We start from the raw sequence: 20,010 nt of genomic DNA on the forward strand, positions 1-20,010 counted from the left end.
GGGAGAGCGAATGCTCTCCCTTTTGCTTTAGTGATTTAGAACAGCTCTTCTGCGCCAGAGCCGGAAGAATAAATACTGTCTTCCAAACGGTCGCCAGCGTATTCGGTAGGCTCAGTGCCTTTTTCAAAGTATTCGAACATCGATGTGCTGTCTACTTTGTGCGTTAGCATGCCAGTGTTGCGATCAATACGAACACGAATGATGTTATCTGGAATATTTTTACCTTGCTCAGGTGTTTCTTCTAGTGCAACGCGCATAAAGTCAATCCAAGCGGGTTCTGCGGTTTTCGCACCTGATTCAGCACCAGAAATTTGGCCTTTGCCTAGGTTGCTATTAACCGTTGTGCGACCAAGGGCGCGTGAGTGATCATCAAAACCAACCCAAGCAATGGCAACAACACCAGGACCATAGCCGTTGTACCAAGCATCTTTGGAGTCATTCGTTGTACCCGTTTTACCACCGATATCACGACGCCCCAGTTTTTGTGCACGCCAGCCAGTACCGTTCCACCCCGTACCTTCACGCCAGTTACCACCACCCCAAATGTTGCTGTACATCATCTCACGCATCAAGAATGCATTTTGCTCAGAGATAACTTGTGGAGCATATTGAGGTTCATCATTTTCCAGTGCGTTGTCTGTTGCCAAACCATCAATCGCGACGTCTTGTTCGCCAAACTCATCGGCATAGCGATTGTCTGGCTGAGCGCTCATTTGTGGGCAATCCTTATGACAAACGCTCTTTGGATTCGCTTTAAACAGCACTTCACCGAATGCATCTTCCACGCGTTCTACGTAGAACGGTTCGACGTAATAACCTCCGTTCGCAAATACAGAGTAGCCTTGTGCCACTTTCATTGGTGTTAAGCTACCAGCACCGAGCGCGATGGTCTCTGAACGTGGTACTTGGTTAATATCAAAACCAAAACGAGTAAGGTACTGACGAGTTTCATCAAGGCCTACTTCACGCAGCGTACGCACTGCCATCACGTTCTTTGACTGAGCTAAGCCGAGGCGAAGGCGAGTTGGACCGCCATAGGTTGGTGGTGAGTTTTTAGGTCGCCAAGCCGAACCAGAACCTGCGTCCCATTTGTTAATCGGCGCATCGTTGATCAGAGTGGCTAGGGTAAGTCCCTTGTCAATTGCTGCTGAGTAGATAAATGGTTTGATACTTGAGCCAACCTGACGCACTGACATAGTGGCACGGTTAAACTTACTATGAACAAAGTTAAAACCACCCACTAACGATAATATCGCTCCATTTTCCGGGTTCATCGCGACAAACGCGGTGTTCGCTGTTGGCACTTGGCTCAGTTTCCAGCTTTGTGTCGTGTTGTCATCTTCATTGGTTTCGCTCACTTCGCGAACCCAAACTTGTTGACCCGTCGCTAGCACATCATGCGCTGATTTTGGTGTTGAACCTTGGCGGTTTTCGGTGATGTATTTACGTGCCCAATGCATTCCAGTCCAAGGAATGGTCTGCTCTTCATGGTTTTTAACCCAAACTTGTGCAGTCTTATCATCGACTTTTGTCACGACGGCAGGATAAAGGTCACCATAAGTTGGTTGCTTCTTAAGATGCTTTTCTATTTGCTCGCTGTTCCAAGCGGTTTCCCCTTCTTTCCAAAGCACTTTTTCCGCACCGCGGTAGCCGTGACGTTCATCGTATGACAGCAGATTATTTACCACGGATGTATTCGCGGCATCTTGCAGTTTAGAGTCCACCGTCATGTAGATATTCAAGCCAGAGGTATAGGCTTCTTCTTCACCGTACTCTTTCACGGCCCATGCACGAGCTAGTTCCGCCACATAAGGAGCGGAAAGTTCAATTTCAGCACTGTGGTAACGTGCCACGATAGGTTCGTTGCGTGCTTCGTCATACTGTTCTTGCGTGATGTATTTTTCATCAAGCATTCGCATTAACACGACGTTACGGCGTTTTGTCGCACGCTCAAGAGAGTAAATTGGGTTCATCGTTGATGGCGCTTTTGGCATCCCTGCGAGTGTCGCAAGTTCGCTTAACGTCAATTCATTAAGGCTCTTACCAAAGTAAACTTGAGCGGCCGCACCAAAACCATATGAGCGGTAACCAAGGAAGATTTTATTGACATAAAGTTCCATGATTTCTTGCTTACTCAGAAGCTGCTCAATGTGGATAGCAATGAAAATCTCTTTAATCTTACGCATGATCTTCTTCTCATTAGATAAGAAGAAGTTACGCGCTAGCTGTTGCGTAATGGTACTTGCGCCCTGCTTGGCTGAACCTGAGATCGCAACTACAACGGCTGCACGAGTGATGCCGATAGGATCGATACCTGGGTGTTCGTAAAAACGGCTATCTTCGGTGGCGATTAGCGCATGAATTAAGTCTTGAGGAATTTCATCATAAGTAACAGGAATACGACGCTTTTCACCGAACTGTGCGATCAGCTTCCCGTCTTGACTAAACACCTGCATAGGTGTTTGTAATTCAACGTCTTTTAGAGTTGCAACATCTGGCAATTCAGGCTTCACGTACTGATAGAAGCCAAATATTGTGGTGACTCCAAGAATTATGCAAATCAATGTTAAAAATAATAAACGCTTTATGAACTTCACCGGAGAATCCCTGATTGGTTGAGGCTGTGTAACGGCAAACCCTTGTACTCTTAGGTCAAAAATTTAGCACATAGAGATATTAACTCTTATTTGGGTGCTAATAACAACCTTTGCACGAAGAAATTTCGGAGCGAGAGTAAGAGATGGATAAGCTAATCGTTACCGGCATCGATATAGGCCATAACAGCCTCAAAGCCGTAGTACTTAAACCCACAGGCAACAATTACGCTCTGTTGGGTTACAAAGAAATATTACTAAAGGAAGGTATTGTCGCTGAAAATAACACTATAAATCATCAAGAAATTGTAAAGACCCTAAAGCTGATTAAAAAAGAACTGCCTTTTGGTGCTAAAAAGGTCGCAATTTCAGTGCCTGATAATTCGGTGATCAGTAAAAAACTGCAAATAGAACAAAACCTTGAAGATAGCGAAGTTGAGTTTGCTGTGATTCAGGCATTTTCTCATCAATCGCCATTCCCTGTCGAAGAGCTGAGTTTAGACTTCGTCCGTCTTCGTGCAGAAGATGGGTTGCGTGGGACTGATAACTATCAAGTGTTTGCGACAAGAAAAGATGTGGTCGATAGCCGCGTGGATGCATTACAAAAATCCGGACTAAAACCCGTTTTAGTGGACGTGCATTCACAAAGTCTTGGTCATATCTGGAAGCTCACCGCCGATCGCTTTCCTGACAAAAATAAGTACTGCTTACTCGATATTGGCACCTCATCGAGCTCCTTTACCATGTTTACCGAACAAGGTGAGCTGTTTCACAAAGAGTTTGCTTGCGGCACACGCGGAGCAAACAGCCCTGTTCAAGATGATTTGATGTCCGATGATGCTCAGGAGAAAACAGAGCTGTTTAATCGCCAAATCGTGGAACGGGTGAAACGTCAGATGCAGCTCTACACTTCAATTAATGGCTCGCAAAATATCAAAGGTATCTGGTTATCAGGGGAAGGAGCTTCGACACCAATGCTCGCGGAAGAGTTATCTCAGCAACTGTCACTAGAGTGTGAATTGCTAAACCCGCTAGGGCTATTTGAGATGAAGGTGTCCAAACGTAAGCGTCGTGCCGCGGATTGGCAGAATTTCTCTACAGCCGCAGGACTCGCGATTCGTGGCATTCATTGGCTAGGAGGTGCGCGTGCTTTATCGCATTAATTTACTTCCTTGGCGAGAGAACCAAAGAGAAGAGCACCGACGTCGTTTCATTAGCTTGGTCGCGTTAGGCATGTTGGTCGCCATTGGTATTCAATGGGGTATTGGAAAGTTTTTTGAGTACCAACAAGATCAGCAGCAGGAGCGGCTTGATTACCTTACTCACTACATTGCTGAGCTCGACCAGCGTATTGAAGCAATGAAAATAGCCGAGCAAGAGCACAGCAAAATCCTCGAACGTTTAAAAGTGGTTGAAGGGTTACAAAACGGTAGAAACAAAACGACCGAGTTTATGAACTTGATGCCAGCCGTCATTCCTGAAGGTGTATATGTCGACAAGATCAAAATGAATGATCTGGAAATTGAGATCTCGGGGATCTCTGATAGCACTCCAAAACTTGCCACGATGCTGGACAACATGGAGCGTTCGGCCAAGTTGAATGATGTAGAAATGCACTCCATCGTTCACGGAAAAGCGCGTTTTGGAAAAGAGTTCCAAACGTTCAAAGTGTCTTTCATGTTCAAAGTGCCGGAGAAGAAAGTGGAGGCCCAGCATGGTTGATTGGCAGGATCTCGAAATAGATGAAATGGCAGAGTGGCCATTGTTGCCTCAGCTTGTGGTTATCGCGCTGCTGATTTTCCTCATTCAAGGTTTTGGCTATTGGTTTTACCTTAAGCCAAAAGAAGAGCAATTGAATAACTTGGTCCAGCAGGAGCAGACGCTCAAGGTGGCATTGAAGATCAAAGCGAACAAAGTAGCAGCATTGCCTCAGCTTCAATCTCAATTGGATGAACTCACCACGCGTTACGAATTATTGCTACAACAACTGCCCGCGCAAAAAGAGTTGGCTACGATGCTCGCTTCGGTGAATGAACTCGGTATCGACAATAAGTTGACCTTTACCCGTATCGACTGGGGTGAAAAGCAATCAGAGCATTTCCTCTATCGTCTTCCTTTAAACATTGAGTTAACGGGAGATTTTCATGACATCGGCCATTTTTCTCAGGCGATAGCAACGCTACCTCGAATCATCACGTTTAAAGATGTGACTTGGCAGCGTGTCAGCCAAGAAAGTGAAACTCTGCACTTTAGGGTACGAGCCAATACCTATCAGTTTAAGCCAGAGGAGACGAACAATGACAAGTAAGCATTTGTTACTGGTACTGATGGGGTCTCTGCTACTTGGATGTCAGGCGAATGATGAGTCATTAACGGATTTTATTCGAGGGGTGGAGAGTCAGGCGCGTCGAGATGTCGAGAAACTTAAGCCTGCAGATAAGTATGTTGCCGTCACGTACGCACCTGAAGTACAGCGTGCGCCCTTTGAGTTGCCAAAAGAAGCCACCATCGCCACTCAGCCCGTTGCAAGAAAAGATTGCTGGCAACCGCCTTCAAGAAGGCGCACTGGCAAATTAGAAAAATTCCCATTAAGCCAATTACGTTTGAAAGGAGTTATGGGCATGGGTAATACGGTTTCTGGTCTCGTTCAGGCACCCAATGGCACCGTTTATAAAGTGAAGCCGGGGCAATACCTCGGACGCAACAATGGCAAAGTGACCCACGTCAGCCATTCCTATTTGTTAGTTAATGAAACGTTGCCCGACGGCTTAGGGTGTTGGCAGAAGCGTAAAGTTAAGTTGGCTTTGAGATAGCCCCATTTATTTTTGATATTGAGTAATGAAAATGAGACAAGGATTAACACGTACACCAAGGATACTAACAGGGCTCTTCTCCTTATGGTTGTTTGTATTTTTAGCCCCTTTAGTGGCAGCAGAAGAAGTATCGTCTAATGCCTTAAAGAGTATCGACTTTCGCACTAATAAAGATAAAGACGCCGTTATAGTCGTTGAACTGGCGTCACCTGCCGCGATTGTCGATGTCAAACGCGTACAGGAAGGGTTAAGTATCGATTTGCTTAATACTTCGGTAAAAGACGAGCAACTGTATCTCCTAGACGTAAAAGATTTCTCGACTGTGGTTGAAAGCGTAGAGGTGTTTCGCGATACCTCAACTACGCGCTTGGTTGCGCACATTAATGAAGAATATACGCATGATTACCGTTTAACGGGGCGATTCTTGGAAATCAAAGTGGCTAAGATCAAACCCAATGAGAAAGCCCCGGATAAAAGCATTCTAGAAAAAGAAGGCAAGCTCATTTCGATTAACTTCCAAGATATTCCTGTACGTAATGTGTTACAGCTGATTGCTGACTACAACCAGTTCAACTTGGTTGTTTCAGATTCTGTAGAAGGTAACCTCACACTTCGTCTTGATGGTGTTCCGTGGCAGCAAGTGCTGGATATTATTTTGCAAGTTAAGGGGTTAGATAAGCGTGTTGAGGGCAACGTGATTCTGGTTGCTCCAACAGATGAGCTTGATCTGCGCGAAAAACAGCAACTCGAAAAGCAGCAGCTAGAACAAACGATGGGAGAGCTTTCGTCTGAAATCATCAAGGTAAACTTCGCTAAAGCATCAGATATTGCAGAGATGATCAACGGAGAAGGGAACATCAGTATGTTGTCTGAGCGAGGCAGTATGACCATTGATGAGCGGACTAACTCGTTATTGATTCGTGAGCTACCTGAAAACATTGAAGTGATTCGAGAAATTATTGAATCTTTGGATATCCCGGTGAAGCAGGTTCAAATTGAAGCGCGTATTGTGACCATCAATGAAGGCAACATGGACGAGTTGGGAATTCGCTGGGGCTTTACCTCTATTAATGGCAATAACACGGTTGGTGGCTCTATCGAAAACAACCTTGCCACGATCGGTTTATATAACGGTGGTGGTGAAGGAGAAGACGGTGGTGACGGTGATGGAGTAGGTATCGATGACTTCCTAAACGTAAACTTAGCTGCAACCAGTCCAAACGCGACTAGCATTGCTTTTCAGGTTGCAAAATTAGGCTCAGACACCTTGTTAGACCTCGAGCTTTCTGCGCTGCAACAAGAGTCCAAAGCTGAGATTATCTCAAGCCCACGTTTGATCACTACTAATAAGAAGCCTGCCTATATTGAGCAAGGTACCGAGATACCTTATCTAGAGTCCTCATCAAGTGGTGCTACGACGGTAACGTTCAAAAAAGCAGTATTGAGTTTGAAGGTGACGCCACAAATTACACCGGATAACCGTCTTGTGTTGGACTTAAGCGTTACGCAAGATAGACCTGGACAAGTCGTGAAAACAGGCACTGGTGAAGCCGTTGCGATTGATACTCAGCGTATCGGGACGCAAGTGTTAGTAAATAACGGTGAAACCGTCGTTCTTGGTGGTATTTTCCAGCACAGCATTACTAACTCGGTGGACAAAGTGCCTTTGTTAGGCGATCTGCCACTATTAGGTGCGCTTTTCCGTCGAAGTTATGAAAATGTTGGCAAAAGTGAGCTGTTAATTTTCGTCACCCCTAAGGTGGTGATTCAGTAGTTCTACCTCGTGAAAAACTGATTAAATCAAAAATAAAGTTGCAATAGTGGCACCATGCTTGGATAATTTCGGGTCTTATCACGAATTATCTGTGAGGAACTGGTGCCACAAGCCTTGTAGAACAGCGATTTAGCTGTGTTTTCTTGTGGCGATCTTATTGAATCAATGTTGTAAATTACTGCTAAACATGGCTGAGAAACGTAATATTTTCCTTGTTGGCCCAATGGGCGCCGGCAAAAGTACAATTGGTAGACATCTAGCACAGCAACTGCATATGGAGTTTGTTGACTCCGATACAGTGATCGAAGAACGCACTGGTGCAGACATCTCTTGGGTTTTTGATGTAGAAGGTGAAGAAGGCTTCCGCAAGCGTGAAGAAGCGGTACTTGAAGACCTAACACAAGAGCAAGGCATCGTGCTTGCGACTGGCGGTGGCTCTGTTAAGAGCAAAGAAAACCGTAATCGTCTTTCGGCACGTGGTGTTGTTGTTTACTTAGAAACGACGATTGAAAAGCAACTTGCGCGCACAAACCGTGACAAGAAGCGTCCTCTACTTCAAACGGACAACCCTCGCGAAGTATTGGAGCAATTAGCTGAAGAACGTAATCCTCTGTATGAAGAAGTAGCGGATTACACTGTTCGCACTGACGATCAGAGTGCAAAAGTGGTAGCCAACCAGATCGTAAAAATGCTAGAAGAGAGATAAGTTTTTATCTTTTTTTTAATTGGAGCAAACCGATGGAACGGATTACGGTCAACCTAGCTGAGCGTAGCTACCCAATCTCTATTGGCGCCGGGTTATTTGAGGACCCGGCGTACCTCTCTCAAGTTCTCTCAAACAAAAATGCAAAACAAAAAGTTGTTGTGATCAGTAATGTCACAGTGGCGCCTTTGTATGCTGACAAAATTTTAAAGCAACTCGAGCAGCTCGGTTGTAGTGCATCCTTGTTAGAATTGCCTGACGGCGAACAGTACAAAAACTTGGATGTGTTTAACCAAGTGATGAACTTCCTCCTCGAGGGGAATTACGCTCGTGATGTTGTGATCATCGCGTTAGGTGGTGGCGTTATTGGCGACCTTGTGGGTTTTGCTTCTGCCTGTTACCAGCGTGGGGTCGACTTTATTCAAATACCAACGACATTACTATCTCAAGTGGACTCTTCGGTGGGGGGAAAAACCGCGGTTAACCATCCGTTGGGTAAGAACATGATAGGTGCGTTTTACCAACCTAAAGCCGTGATCATCGATACCAACTGTTTATCGACGTTGCCTGAGCGTGAATTCGCAGCAGGTATCGCAGAAGTCATTAAGTACGGCATCATTTACGATGCAGACTTTTTTGTATGGTTGGAAGAAAACCTTGAACGCTTGTACGCGTTGGATGAAGAGGCGCTAACTTATGCCATTGCACGTTGCTGTGAAATAAAAGCGGAAGTGGTGGCTCAGGATGAGAAAGAATCGGGCATCCGCGCTCTGCTCAACTTAGGTCACACCTTTGGTCATGCGATTGAAGCTGAGCTTGGCTACGGCAATTGGCTGCATGGTGAAGCGGTTTCTGCTGGCACGGTTATGGCGGCCAAAACTTCGCATCTGCGCGGTCTTATCTCAGCAGAGCAATTTGAGCGTATTGTTGCGATTTTGCGTCGTGCCAAACTGCCTGTTCATACTCCAGAAAGTATGAGCTTCGATGACTTCCTCAAACATATGATGCGAGATAAAAAAGTTCTCTCTGGTCAATTAAGATTAGTTCTACCTACAGGCATTGGTAGTGCCGAGGTCATTGCTGATACGACACAAGACGTACTCAAACAGGCGATAGACTTTGGTCGCGATATTTAACCTTGTAATGGCGCCTTTGGGCGTCATTCTTGTAGTGTATTAAGGTTATTAGATGAGTGTTGCTCACGTTCTGGAATTAGATTCTCAAATCGAGTTGCTTGATAGGTTGGGATTGCTGACTAATTTTGGTTCCAATTTCATTGCGATTAATGGTCATGATGGTTATGGAAAATCTTGGTTAGCGCAGCGATACCTTGAAGTGGGTGCCAGTAACAAGAATCAATGTTTGTTACTTTGTCATTCTAATCAAGATGATGTGCAGCGCCGCATCCTTATTTTGAGTCAACTGGTTTCGGACGCATTGTTTAATCAGCAAGAGCCTTTACTTGATAGCCTCGAAAGACTATTGGGTGATGAGCCTTGTGATATCGCGATTGTGGTTGATGATGCGCATTTATTAAGTGAGACGCTCGTTTCTGAGCTTTGGATGCTGGTTTTAGAGGCGCATCGTAAGCCGAATTGGACCATCAATGTCTTATTATTTACGCAGTCTGGGCGCTTAGAAGGATTGCTGTCACGTCTCAGTTACGGACAAGAGATAAAGCCTGTTGAGCTTGATATTGATATGTTGTCCGAAGTGGAAGCCCGTCGTTTCTTTGAATCACTTGTTGCGCGCTATGTTGATGATGAGGCGGAGAAGCGGGTTCGAGATGCATTTAAAAAAGTTGACCCAGTACCGGGTGACATCATGGCGTTAGGAGAGATGAAAGTGGAAAAAAGGATCATTATCCGCTCGATTGTCGGTTCACCGCTGAATATTGCGTTAGTGGTATTAGCATTACTGTTGCTTGCTGCTGGTGGCTATTGGTGGATGTATAATCAACCAAGCCCTGATGATAAAGCGCAGCAAATTGCTGGTAGTTTAGAGCAAACGGCTATTCCAACTTTTGAAGATTCAGGAATCAGTGCTGCGCAGTCTTCACTACAATCTGTGACTGATGACACTAGCAGTGGCCTTGATGGCTCTGGCGCGATTGATGATTCTGATTCATTACCGCCAGCAGTAACGGAAGAAGTGGCGAGCGTTGGCAGTGATGACAATCAACAGAGAGTGGTGATTGAGTCGAATGTGGTCGATGCATTGCTTGAAGGTAAAGCTGATTCAGCAGACACAAAAGCGATTGATGATATCGTAGGTACTGATAAAGCAGAAACTGCTGATGAAACTGACTCTCCTTTGATTAAAGTCGTGAAACCAAATCAAGGTATGACGCAAACTTCTGCTCGGTCAGGAGAAGACGGTGCGAAGCAGCCTGTGGTTAAGTTTTCATTTGCTCGCGAAGAATTAAAAGCACTATCACCAAGAGCCTATACACTGCAGCTTGCTGCTATGACGTCAATGGAGGATGTACAAGCCTTCCTCGATGAGCATCGGCTGAATGATCAAGTACGAATTTATCCTACCGTTCGCAATGGCACCGAGTGGTATATCATCACATATCAAGATTATCCGACAATTCAAATGGCTCGCGATGCCGTTGCAAGCTTGCCTGATTCGGTTAAGTCGGTGAGTCCTTGGGCAAAATCACTCCGTCAGGTTCATCGCGAAATTGATCGCGTGAAATAAACCTGAGCTTCGCTGAAAAATATGTTACATTCCGCAGCCTTAATTTTTGGTCGATAGATAGAGCAGTAGATGAAAAAGCAACGAGCCTTTCTTAAATGGGCAGGAGGAAAATACGGACTGGTTGAAGACATCCAACGTCATTTACCGCCGGCTCGAAAGCTAGTTGAACCTTTTGTTGGCGCGGGCTCAGTTTTTCTGAATACCGACTATGACCATTACCTACTGGCAGATATCAATCCAGATCTGATCAATCTGTACAACCTACTGAAAGAACGCCCTGAAGAGTATATCTCTGAAGCGAAGCGTTGGTTTGTCGCTGAGAACAACCGTAAAGAAGCTTACTTACACATTCGCGCTGAGTTTAATAAAACCGATGACGTGATGTACCGCTCTTTAGCGTTTTTGTACATGAACCGCTTTGGTTTTAATGGTCTATGCCGTTACAACAAAAAAGGCGGTTTTAACGTTCCGTTCGGTTCATATAAAAAGCCTTACTTCCCAGAGGCGGAATTGGAGTTTTTTGCCGAAAAAGCCAAGAAAGCCACGTTCGTTTGTGAAGGTTATCCAGAAACTTTTCGTCGAGCACGTAAGGGGAGTGTGGTGTATTGCGATCCTCCTTATGCACCGCTTTCAAACACGGCAAATTTCACCTCATACGCAGGTAATGGTTTTACGTTGGATGACCAGGCTGCATTAGCCGACATTGCTGAAAGAACGGCGACTGAGCGTGGTATTCCGGTTCTGATTTCCAACCACGACACTACGCTGACGCGTCGGTTGTATCACGGTGCGGATCTCAATGTAGTAAAAGTGAAGCGCACCATTAGCCGCAATGGCAGTGGTCGTAATAAAGTCGATGAGCTGCTTGCGCTTTTTCATGCCCCTGAGATGGATCAACCAAGCTCTTAGTTCTCACACTATTAAATCTAAATAGTGGATCTCCCCACTGGCTTCGGTAGAATTGCGCGCAGATTGTTTGCTCATTACTACTGAGGTCAGGTATGAAAGATTTTCTTATTGCTCCATCCATTTTATCGGCAGATTTTGCTCGTCTCGGTGAAGATGTCGAGAAAGTACTTGCTGCGGGTGCGGATGTGGTGCATTTCGACGTTATGGATAACCACTATGTACCAAACCTGACTTTTGGTGCACCTGTGTGTAAAGCACTGCGCGATTACGGCATCACCGCACCAATCGATGTTCACCTAATGGTGAAACCGGTTGACCGCATTATTCCTGATTTCGCAAAAGCGGGTGCGTCGATGATTACATTCCATGTGGAAGCTTCTGATCATGTAGACCGTACACTGCAGTTAATTAAAGAGCACGGCTGTCAGGCTGGTGTGGTACTAAACCCAGCAACGCCACTTGCGAGCCTTGAGTTCATCATGGACAAAGTTGACATGATTCTACTGATGTCGGTTAACCCTGGCTTTGGTGGTCAATCATTCATTCCTCACACGCTAGATAAACTGCGTGCAGTTCGTAAGATGATCGATGAGTCTGGTCGCGATATCCGTTTAGAAATCGATGGCGGTGTGAAGGTTGACAACATTCGTGAAATCGCAGAAGCGGGCGCAGATATGTTTGTTGCAGGCTCGGCGATTTTCGGTCAGCCAGATTACAAACAAGTGATCGACCAAATGCGCACGGAACTGGCTGAAGTAAAATAAGTCCCTATATACGCGCGATAATGCCCTGATTTTAAAGGCTGTCACTTTATTGGCAGCCTTTGTTATTTCTAGTGTTGGATGAAATAAAATATCCCCTGCGTTGAGCAAATAATCACTTGCCTATTTTGCGCCCTTTCTGTACTATTCGTGCTCCTTAAACTCAGTCAATTATCTTTAGTTCCTTGCTTCCTCTGGACGACTGAGCCATTTGTGGAAGCTGAATAATCCGTAAGGAGCAACCAATGCGTCATTACGAAATCGTATTCATGGTGCACCCAGATCAAAGCGAGCAAGTTGCTGGCATGATCGAGCGTTACACTGGTTCAATCACTGAAGCTGGCGGTAAAATCCACCGTCTAGAAGACTGGGGCCGTCGTCAACTGGCTTACCCAATCAACAAGCTTCACAAAGCTCACTACGTTCTTATGAACGTTGAAGCTGACCAAGCTGTAATTGATGAGCTAGAAACTGCTTTCCGTTTCAACGATGCAGTTCTACGTAACATGATCATGCGTACTAAAGCAGCGATCACTGAGCAATCTATCATGCTTAAGCAAAAAGAAGAGCGTGCTCCACGTCGTGAAGAGCGTTCTGAAGCTAAGCCTGAAGCTAAGTCAGAAGCTGCTGAGTAAGTTTTCTTATGGCCAATCGAATGGAGCTGAGCGGCACCATTGCCAAACCGCCCATTCATAGTAAAAGCCCTGGTGGCATTGAACACTGTCGGTTTTGGCTGGAGCATCGCTCTACTATTATCGAAGCTGACTTACCTCGACAAGTTTATTGTCGTATGCCGGTAGTCGTCAGCGGGCTTGGGTCACAAGCACTAACTCAGAATTTAGTTCAAGGCAGTAACATTAAGGTAAGTGGTTTTGTCACTTATCAAACCGGCCGAAATGGCGTGGGAAAATTAGTGTTACACGCCGACAACATTACTCAAATTTAAGATCAGGAGATAGCCCATGGCTCGTTTCTTCCGTCGTCGTAAATTCTGCCGTTTCACTGCAGAAGGCGTACAAGAGATTGATTACAAAGACGTAGCAACTCTTAAAAACTACATCACTGAAGCTGGTAAAATCGTACCTAGCCGTATCACTGGTACAAGCGCTAAGTACCAGCGTCAACTAGCACGTGCTATCAAGCGTTCACGCTACCTAGCTCTACTACCGTACACTGACAAGCATCAGTAATCGGTTCATTTTATTAAGAAAGAGGATTAAGCAATGCAAGTTATTCTACTTGATAAAATTGGTAACCTAGGTGGTCTTGGCGATACTGCAAACGTTAAATCTGGCTACGCTCGTAACTTCCTTATCCCACAAGGTAAAGCAGTTATGGCAACTAAAGCTAACGTTGAAATGTTTGAAGCTCGTCGTGCTGAACTAGAAGCTAAAGTTGCTGAGCAACTAGCTGCTGCAGAAGCTCGCGCAGAGAAAGTTAACGCTCTAGAAGCTGTAGTTATCGCTTCTAAAGCTGGTGACGAAGGCAAACTATTCGGTTCTATCGGTACTCGTGACATCGCTGACGCTATCACAGCTGCAGGCGTTGAAGTTGCTAAGAGCGAAGTTCGCCTTCCTGAAGGTGCTCTACGTACAACTGGTGAGTTCGAGATCAGCGTTCAACTTCACTCTGAAGTTTTCGCAACTGTGAACCTACAAGTTGTTGCTGCTGAGTAATTCAGTATCAAGACGAAATACTAAAAAGCACCTCTTCGGAGGTGCTTTTTTTATTTCTAAAACTGGGAGAAAAAACAGGTTAAAAAGCGAAGAGTAAATTAACGGAAAATACGCTATCCGCTTTGCTTAAGCCTTCAGGCACTTTATCGTGATACTGACGAGAGTGTGCCAGTTTCAGTGCAATATCTTCAGTAATATCATTGGTCACGCTGAGCTCACTATCGGCCCGTGTATTACTTTTACCTGTTACCAACGTAATATCAGCCGCGAAACTCAGGTTATCTAGTGCGTGCCAAGTCGTATTGATATTCCCTCGAAAAATGCCTTCTCGAACGATATCGGGAAAGACAATGTCGTCATCATCTATCTCATCTAAATTTGGTTCTTGATAACGAAAACCAGGACCGACTTCTACCTCTAAAATGAAGTTTTCAGTGTAGGAAAACTGGTAACCCAAACCACCTGATAAGGTGTAGTCTTTAAAATAGGCACTGTAACGAGAATCCACCCCTTTAAAGCTGCCATACAAATACGTTTTAGGACCTAACTTGTAGTCACTCTGTAGGGCGTAGGTGGATGAGCGTTTGTCTTCTTCACCGTCTTTGTACAAGTTGTAGTACTTCCATTCACCATTAGAACGGTGTCGACCTGACGTATATTCAGCACTCAAACGAGCATTCAGGGAACGAGAGTCCGTGTTACCTGTGTGAGCTTGATAGCCGAACTCCACCTCGGTTTTTAATGGGTCGGGCACATCAATATTTTGCTCTGGCTGTACTGATTCGTCAGCATACGATGCACTAGCGCATAGTAAGCTAAAGCTAAGTAACCAGTATCGGGACACATCAACCTCGAACGTAATTAAAAAGGAGGGGCATGATACTGATACAGATATTTTGTTGGGTCAATGGTAGGTTAATTTTTATTAGAGCTGGGCGGAAGAACCAGGCTATTACTTGTGCGGTTCGCATGTTGATTTCTTAACAAGTAATTGTCGCTTCGGGGAAGCATCTCAGTTAGGTTAAGGTTATAATCGTGGGTCAATAGTAGTTATCGAGCAAAGTCATGGCGGAAAACAGAAATCGCAAACCTTCAGACAGTCAGGTCGACGCAATCAAAGTGCCACCTCACTCACTAGAAGCCGAGCAATCAGTAATTGGTGGTCTTTTACTGGACAATGAACGTTGGGACACCGTTGCCGAACGTGTTGTAAGCAGTGATTTCTATAGTCGTCCGCATCGCCTAATTTTTGAAGGTGTAAAAACCATTCTTGAAGCGGGCAAGCCTCTCGATCTTATTACTTTATCGGAATACCTGGAGCGTCACGAGCAATTAGAAGATGTGGGCGGTTTTGCTTACCTTGCAGATTTGGCGAAAAACACGCCAAGCGCCGCTAACATTAATGCGTACGCTGATATTGTTGCCGAACGTGCGATCGTCCGTGGTTTGATCGGTGTCGCGAATGAGATTGCGGATGCGGGTTACGATCCTCAAGGTCGAAGTTCGGAAGATCTGATTGATATGGCGGAGAGTAAAGTTTTCGCCATCGCTGAGTCACGAACCAGTGAAAACGAAGGGCCACAAAATGTTGATAACATCCTCGAAAAGACGTTAGAACGTATCGAGTTGTTATATAAAACACCGCAAGATGGTGTAACGGGTGTCGACACAGGTTTCACTGACCTCAATAAGAAAACCGCAGGTTTGCAAGGTTCTGATTTGGTGATTGTCGCGGCGCGTCCATCGATGGGTAAAACGACCTTTGCGATGAACTTGTGTGAAAATGCGGCCATGCAACAAGAGAAACCTGTGCTTATTTTCTCGCTAGAGATGCCAGCCGAGCAGTTGATGATGCGTATGTTGGCCTCTTTGTCTCGCGTTGACCAAACCAAGATCCGTACGGGTCAGCTGGATGACGAAGACTGGGCGCGTATTTCTTCTACTATGGGTATCTTGATGCAGAAGAAAAACATGTACATTGATGACAGCTCCGGTCTAACTCCGACCGAAGTGCGTTCACGCGCTCGCCGTATCGCACGTGAACATGGCGGTCTGTCGATGATCATGGTCGACTACCTTCAGCTTATGCGCGTGCCTGCACTCTCTGATAACCGTACGCTGGAAATCGCGGAGATTTCGCGCTCTCTGAAAGCGCTGGCAAAAGAGCTGAATGTGCCCGTCGTGGCGCTGTCTCAGCTTAACCGTTCCCTAGAGCAACGTTCAGATAAACGCCCAGTAAACTCGGACTTGCGTGAGTCGGGCTCTATCGAGCAGGATGCCGACTTGATCATGTTCATCTACCGTGACGAGGTATATCACCCAGATAGCCCATACAAAGGCACAGCAGAAATCATCATTGGTAAGCAACGTAACGGTCCTATCGGCTCTGTGCGTCTCACCTTCCAAGGTCAACACTCGCGCTTTGACAACTACGCGGGTCCTGCATTCGATATTGATGATGAGTAACCCCATGAGCTATATGAAAGCGGCCAAGGCGTGCATTGATTTGTCTGCGTTGCAGCACAACTTACAGCGCGTGAAAGCGCAAGCGCCCCAAAGTAAAGTGATGGCTGTAGTGAAGGCCAATGGTTATGGTCACGGATTACGTCATGTCGCAAAACATGCTAACCATGCGGATGCGTTTGGTGTGGCTCGCATTGAAGAAGCATTGCAACTGCGCGCTTGTGGAGTAGTAAAGCCGATTCTATTGCTAGAAGGTTTTTACTCTCCTGGTGACTTACCTGTTCTTGTGACGAACAACATTCAAACCGTGGTGCATTGTGAAGAGCAGCTTATCGCCTTGGAGCAAGCCGACCTTGAAACTGCGGTTGTCGTGTGGCTTAAGATTGACAGTGGGATGCACCGTCTTGGCGTTCGCCCTGAGCAATATGATGAGTTTGTCACGCGGTTGAAAGAGTGTCCAAACGTAGCCAAGCCGTTACGTTACATGAGTCACTTTGGCTGTGCAGATGAGCTGGATAGCCATATCACTCCCCAACAGATTGAGCTGTTTAAGTCGTTGACCTCTGGTTGTCAGGGGGAGCGTTCACTTGCGGCCTCTGCGGGGTTGTTGGCATGGCCTCAAAGCCATTTGGATTGGGTTCGTCCGGGCATCATCATGTATGGTGTATCGCCATTTGATGACAAGACCGCACAAGATCTGGGGTATCAACCCGTGATGACACTTAAATCCCATCTTATTGCGGTACGTGAAGTTAAGAAGGGCGAAAGTGTTGGCTACGGCGGTATGTGGACCAGTAAGCGAGATACAAAAGTCGGTGTCATCGCAGTAGGGTATGGCGACGGTTACCCAAGAAGTGCCCCGAATGGCACTCCGGTTTGGGTAAATGGTCGTAAAGTACCTATCGCAGGTCGAGTTTCCATGGATATGCTGACGGTCGATTTGGGACCAGATGCAACGGATAAAGTCAGCGACGAAGCGATTCTTTGGGGGAAAGAGCTCCCAGTAGAAGAAGTGGCGGGTCACATTGGTACCATTGCGTATGAACTCGTGACTAAGCTAACGCCTCGCGTCGAGATGGAGTACTCAAAATAAACAGCGAAAGGCTAACCTAAGGTTAGCCTTTGTTTTATCTATTCACCGTTAATCGTAGCAATAACGCGGCGGCCGTCGCCATAGTCTCGGTGCTCACCTAAGTAAATGCCCTGCCATGTTCCTAAAGCTAATCGACCATTTTGGATTGGTATCGTCACACTACTGCCAAGTAGGGATGCTTTAATGTGTGCTGGCATGTCGTCATCCCCCTCATAGGTGTGCTGATAATAAGGAGCACGCTCTGGCACAAACTTATTGAAGTGCGCTTCCATATCCATACGCACGGTTGGATCAGCATTCTCATTTAAGGTCAAACTGGCGGAGGTATGTTGAATAAATAGGTGTAATAAACCTACCGAAAGCTCGTTTATTTGTGGTAATTGTTGTTCAATTTCATCAGTTATTAGGTGAAAACCGCGGCTTCTCGCTTTTAATTGCAGTGTTTTTTGTGCCCACATACGTGTTCCTTTGGAAATTTATAAATTGGCGTCTATCCTATTCCAATTAGAGCCTGTCATTAGTAAGTGATATGATTCTTGTCATCGTAAATGAATTGTTCATTTTCAGGGCAGGGAACGTGACCTAACTCAATGTGAGTGTAAATACTCTCAGTCATAATTGGCACCTGAAAAAAAATTACAAAGACTTGTTTTGTGGCAATTCGCCCAAACATCTAATTAATATTCTATTTGCTAAATCGGGGATTCCACAGTTTTCGCTAGACTGTAAGGAATGGAACCTACTGTAACATCGGGATAAAGACCATGTTGAAAAATATCAATCCAACGCAAACACAAGCTTGGAAAGCGCTAACTGCGCATTTCGAATCTGCACAAGATATGGATCTTAAAGAGTTATTTGCTCAAGACGCAGCGCGTTTCGACAAATACTCTGCACGTTTCGGCTCAGACATCCTAGTCGATTACTCAAAGAACCTCATCAATGAGGAAACTCTGAAGCACCTCTTCGCTCTTGCGAACGAGACTGAGCTGAAATCTGCAATTGAAGCGATGTTCAGTGGCGAAGCGATCAACCAAACAGAAGGTCGCGCTGTTCTTCACACTGCACTACGTAACCGCGCGAATACACCAGTAATGGTAGACGGCGAAGACGTAATGCCAGCAGTGAACGCGGTTCTAGAAAAAATGAAATCATTCACTGAACGCGTTATCGGCGGTGAGTGGAAAGGTTACACAGGTAAAGCAATTACAGATATCGTGAACATCGGTATCGGGGGTTCTGACCTTGGCCCTTACATGGTGACGGAAGCTCTAGCACCATACAAAAATCATCTAAACCTTCACTTCGTATCTAACGTTGATGGTACTCACATCGTTGAAACGTTGAAGAAAGTTAACCCAGAAACGACGCTATTCTTGATCGCGTCTAAGACGTTCACAACGCAAGAAACCATGACTAACGCGCACACTGCTCGTGATTGGTTCCTAGAGTCAGCTGGCGATCAAGCGCACGTGGCTAAGCACTTTGCTGCGCTTTCAACGAACGCGACAGCCGTGTCTGAATTCGGTATCGATACCGCGAACATGTTCGAATTCTGGGACTGGGTTGGTGGCCGTTACTCACTATGGTCTGCAATCGGTTTATCAATCGCATTAGCGGTAGGTTACGACAACTTCGTTGAGCTGCTTGAAGGTGCTCACGAGATGGACAAGCACTTCGTATCAACAGACCTAGAAAGCAACATCCCTGTGATCCTTGCGCTTATCGGTATTTGGTACAACAACTTCCACGGTGCGGAATCAGAAGCTATCTTACCTTACGATCAGTACATGCACCGTTTCGCGGCGTACTTCCAGCAAGGTAACATGGAATCAAACGGTAAATACGTTGACCGTGAAGGCAATGCTGTGACTTACCAAACGGGCCCTATTATTTGGGGTGAACCAGGTACCAACGGTCAGCACGCGTTCTACCAACTGATTCACCAAGGCACTAAGCTGATCCCATGTGACTTCATTGCACCTGCAATCAGCCACAACCCAGCTAGCGATCATCACCAAAAACTGATGTCCAACTTCTTTGCGCAAACTGAAGCACTAGCGTTTGGTAAGAGTGAAGAAACCGTGAAAGAAGAGTTGGTGAAAGCAGGTAAGAACGCTGAAGAAGTGGCAGCGATTGCGCCATTCAAAGTGTTTGAAGGTAACCGTCCAACAAACTCTATCCTAGTGAAGCAAATCACGCCTCGTACGCTAGGTAACTTGATCGCAATGTACGAACACAAAATCTTCGTACAAGGTGTTATCTGGAACATCTTCAGCTTTGACCAATGGGGCGTGGAGCTAGGTAAACAACTGGCTAACCAAATCCTACCTGAGCTTGCAGACGAGTCTCAAATCAGCTCGCATGACAGCTCAACAAATGGTCTAATCAACGCATTTAAAGCGTTCAAAGCTTAATGTTTGGTTTGAATAGATAAAGAAAAGGTCAGCAAATGCTGACCTTTTTTATTGCCTGAGGCAAAAAAAATAGGTTGGCCAGTGCCAACCTATTTTTTTCTCTT

At 45.7% G+C, this 20,010-nt stretch carries 20 protein-coding genes; 17 read left to right on the forward strand and 3 right to left on the reverse strand.

Annotated elements, in window-relative coordinates; translation table 11 throughout:
• Positions 1-35 precede the first annotated feature (35 nt).
• Positions 36-2,597, reverse strand: coding sequence for a PBP1A family penicillin-binding protein (locus tag L3V30_RS22205; RefSeq protein WP_237309919.1), 2,562 nt, complete (start codon positions 2,595-2,597; stop codon positions 36-38).
• Positions 2,598-2,740: 143 nt separating this feature from the next.
• Between L3V30_RS22205 and pilM the strand changes: the two genes are divergently transcribed.
• The 14 genes from pilM to rplI all read left to right on the forward strand — a co-directional run bounded on the left by pilM (position 2,741) and on the right by rplI (position 13,933).
• Positions 2,741-3,757 (forward strand): type IV pilus assembly protein PilM, encoded by a 1,017-nt coding sequence (pilM, locus tag L3V30_RS22210; RefSeq protein ID WP_237309921.1) that lies wholly within the window; start codon positions 2,741-2,743, stop codon positions 3,755-3,757.
• Entirely contained in the window at positions 3,741-4,316 is a 576-nt protein-coding gene (locus tag L3V30_RS22215; RefSeq protein WP_046874634.1) for a PilN domain-containing protein, read from the forward strand. The genes pilM and L3V30_RS22215 overlap by 17 nt, the downstream gene beginning before the upstream one ends.
• Positions 4,309-4,902: a type 4a pilus biogenesis protein PilO gene (gene pilO, locus L3V30_RS22220; protein WP_012841351.1), complete on the forward strand. Its 594-nt coding sequence runs from the start codon at positions 4,309-4,311 to the stop codon at positions 4,900-4,902. The genes L3V30_RS22215 and pilO overlap by 8 nt, the downstream gene beginning before the upstream one ends.
• Positions 4,892-5,407 (forward strand): pilus assembly protein PilP, encoded by a 516-nt coding sequence (locus L3V30_RS22225; protein ID WP_012841352.1) that lies wholly within the window; start codon positions 4,892-4,894, stop codon positions 5,405-5,407. Before pilO ends, L3V30_RS22225 begins: the two co-directional genes overlap by 11 nt.
• A 25-nt stretch (positions 5,408-5,432) precedes the next feature.
• Positions 5,433-7,181, forward strand: coding sequence for a type IV pilus secretin PilQ family protein (locus L3V30_RS22230; protein ID WP_237309923.1), 1,749 nt, complete (start codon positions 5,433-5,435; stop codon positions 7,179-7,181).
• A gap of 187 nt (positions 7,182-7,368) precedes the next feature.
• Positions 7,369-7,887: a shikimate kinase AroK gene (gene aroK, locus L3V30_RS22235; protein ID WP_005381319.1), complete on the forward strand. Its 519-nt coding sequence runs from the start codon at positions 7,369-7,371 to the stop codon at positions 7,885-7,887.
• Positions 7,888-7,919: 32 nt separating this feature from the next.
• Complete coding sequence (gene aroB / locus L3V30_RS22240) at positions 7,920-9,020, forward strand: 3-dehydroquinate synthase (protein ID WP_046874636.1); 1,101 nt, start codon at positions 7,920-7,922, stop codon at positions 9,018-9,020.
• A gap of 52 nt (positions 9,021-9,072) precedes the next feature.
• Positions 9,073-10,587: an AAA family ATPase gene (locus L3V30_RS22245; RefSeq protein WP_237309925.1), complete on the forward strand. Its 1,515-nt coding sequence runs from the start codon at positions 9,073-9,075 to the stop codon at positions 10,585-10,587.
• A gap of 69 nt (positions 10,588-10,656) precedes the next feature.
• A complete protein-coding gene (locus L3V30_RS22250; RefSeq protein WP_005395710.1) occupies positions 10,657-11,496 on the forward strand; it encodes a Dam family site-specific DNA-(adenine-N6)-methyltransferase in 840 nt (279 codons plus the stop codon).
• A 92-nt stretch (positions 11,497-11,588) separates the two neighbouring features.
• Complete coding sequence (rpe, locus tag L3V30_RS22255) at positions 11,589-12,260, forward strand: ribulose-phosphate 3-epimerase (RefSeq protein ID WP_005395709.1); 672 nt, start codon at positions 11,589-11,591, stop codon at positions 12,258-12,260.
• 242 nt (positions 12,261-12,502) lie between these two features.
• On the forward strand, positions 12,503-12,892 hold the full coding sequence (rpsF, locus tag L3V30_RS22260) for a 30S ribosomal protein S6 (RefSeq protein WP_005381299.1): 390 nt from the start codon (positions 12,503-12,505) through the stop codon (positions 12,890-12,892).
• Positions 12,893-12,900: 8 nt separating this feature from the next.
• Entirely contained in the window at positions 12,901-13,203 is a 303-nt protein-coding gene (gene priB / locus L3V30_RS22265) for a primosomal replication protein N (protein ID WP_237309926.1), read from the forward strand.
• Positions 13,204-13,219: 16 nt separating this feature from the next.
• Positions 13,220-13,447, forward strand: a complete 228-nt coding sequence (rpsR, locus tag L3V30_RS22270; protein ID WP_000090472.1) for a 30S ribosomal protein S18 — start codon at positions 13,220-13,222, stop codon at positions 13,445-13,447.
• A 33-nt stretch (positions 13,448-13,480) separates the two neighbouring features.
• Complete coding sequence (gene rplI / locus L3V30_RS22275; RefSeq protein ID WP_005381278.1) at positions 13,481-13,933, forward strand: 50S ribosomal protein L9; 453 nt, start codon at positions 13,481-13,483, stop codon at positions 13,931-13,933.
• A gap of 79 nt (positions 13,934-14,012) precedes the next feature.
• Here the strand turns inward: rplI and L3V30_RS22280 are convergent, their stop codons facing one another.
• Positions 14,013-14,777: a DUF481 domain-containing protein gene (locus tag L3V30_RS22280; protein WP_006743223.1), complete on the reverse strand. Its 765-nt coding sequence runs from the start codon at positions 14,775-14,777 to the stop codon at positions 14,013-14,015.
• Positions 14,778-14,998: 221 nt separating this feature from the next.
• Here L3V30_RS22280 and L3V30_RS22285 point away from each other — a divergent pair, with 221 nt between their 5' ends.
• Positions 14,999-16,399 (forward strand): replicative DNA helicase, encoded by a 1,401-nt coding sequence (locus tag L3V30_RS22285; protein WP_005395704.1) that lies wholly within the window; start codon positions 14,999-15,001, stop codon positions 16,397-16,399.
• Between the two features lie 13 nt (positions 16,400-16,412).
• The gene (gene alr / locus L3V30_RS22290; protein WP_237309938.1) at positions 16,413-17,489 is read left to right on the forward strand and encodes an alanine racemase; all 1,077 of its coding nucleotides are present in this window, start codon (positions 16,413-16,415) and stop codon (positions 17,487-17,489) included.
• Positions 17,490-17,527: 38 nt separating this feature from the next.
• Here the strand turns inward: alr and L3V30_RS22295 are convergent, their stop codons facing one another.
• Positions 17,528-17,947: a secondary thiamine-phosphate synthase enzyme YjbQ gene (locus L3V30_RS22295; RefSeq protein ID WP_237309928.1), complete on the reverse strand. Its 420-nt coding sequence runs from the start codon at positions 17,945-17,947 to the stop codon at positions 17,528-17,530.
• Between the two features lie 306 nt (positions 17,948-18,253).
• Here L3V30_RS22295 and pgi point away from each other — a divergent pair, with 306 nt between their 5' ends.
• Positions 18,254-19,906, forward strand: a complete 1,653-nt coding sequence (gene pgi, locus L3V30_RS22300; RefSeq protein ID WP_053807699.1) for a glucose-6-phosphate isomerase — start codon at positions 18,254-18,256, stop codon at positions 19,904-19,906.
• The last annotated feature ends 104 nt before the right edge of the window (positions 19,907-20,010 follow it).

The sequence above is a fragment of the Vibrio sp. A1-1 genome, assembly GCF_021728175.1.
GTDB lineage: Bacteria > Pseudomonadota > Gammaproteobacteria > Enterobacterales > Vibrionaceae > Vibrio > Vibrio diabolicus.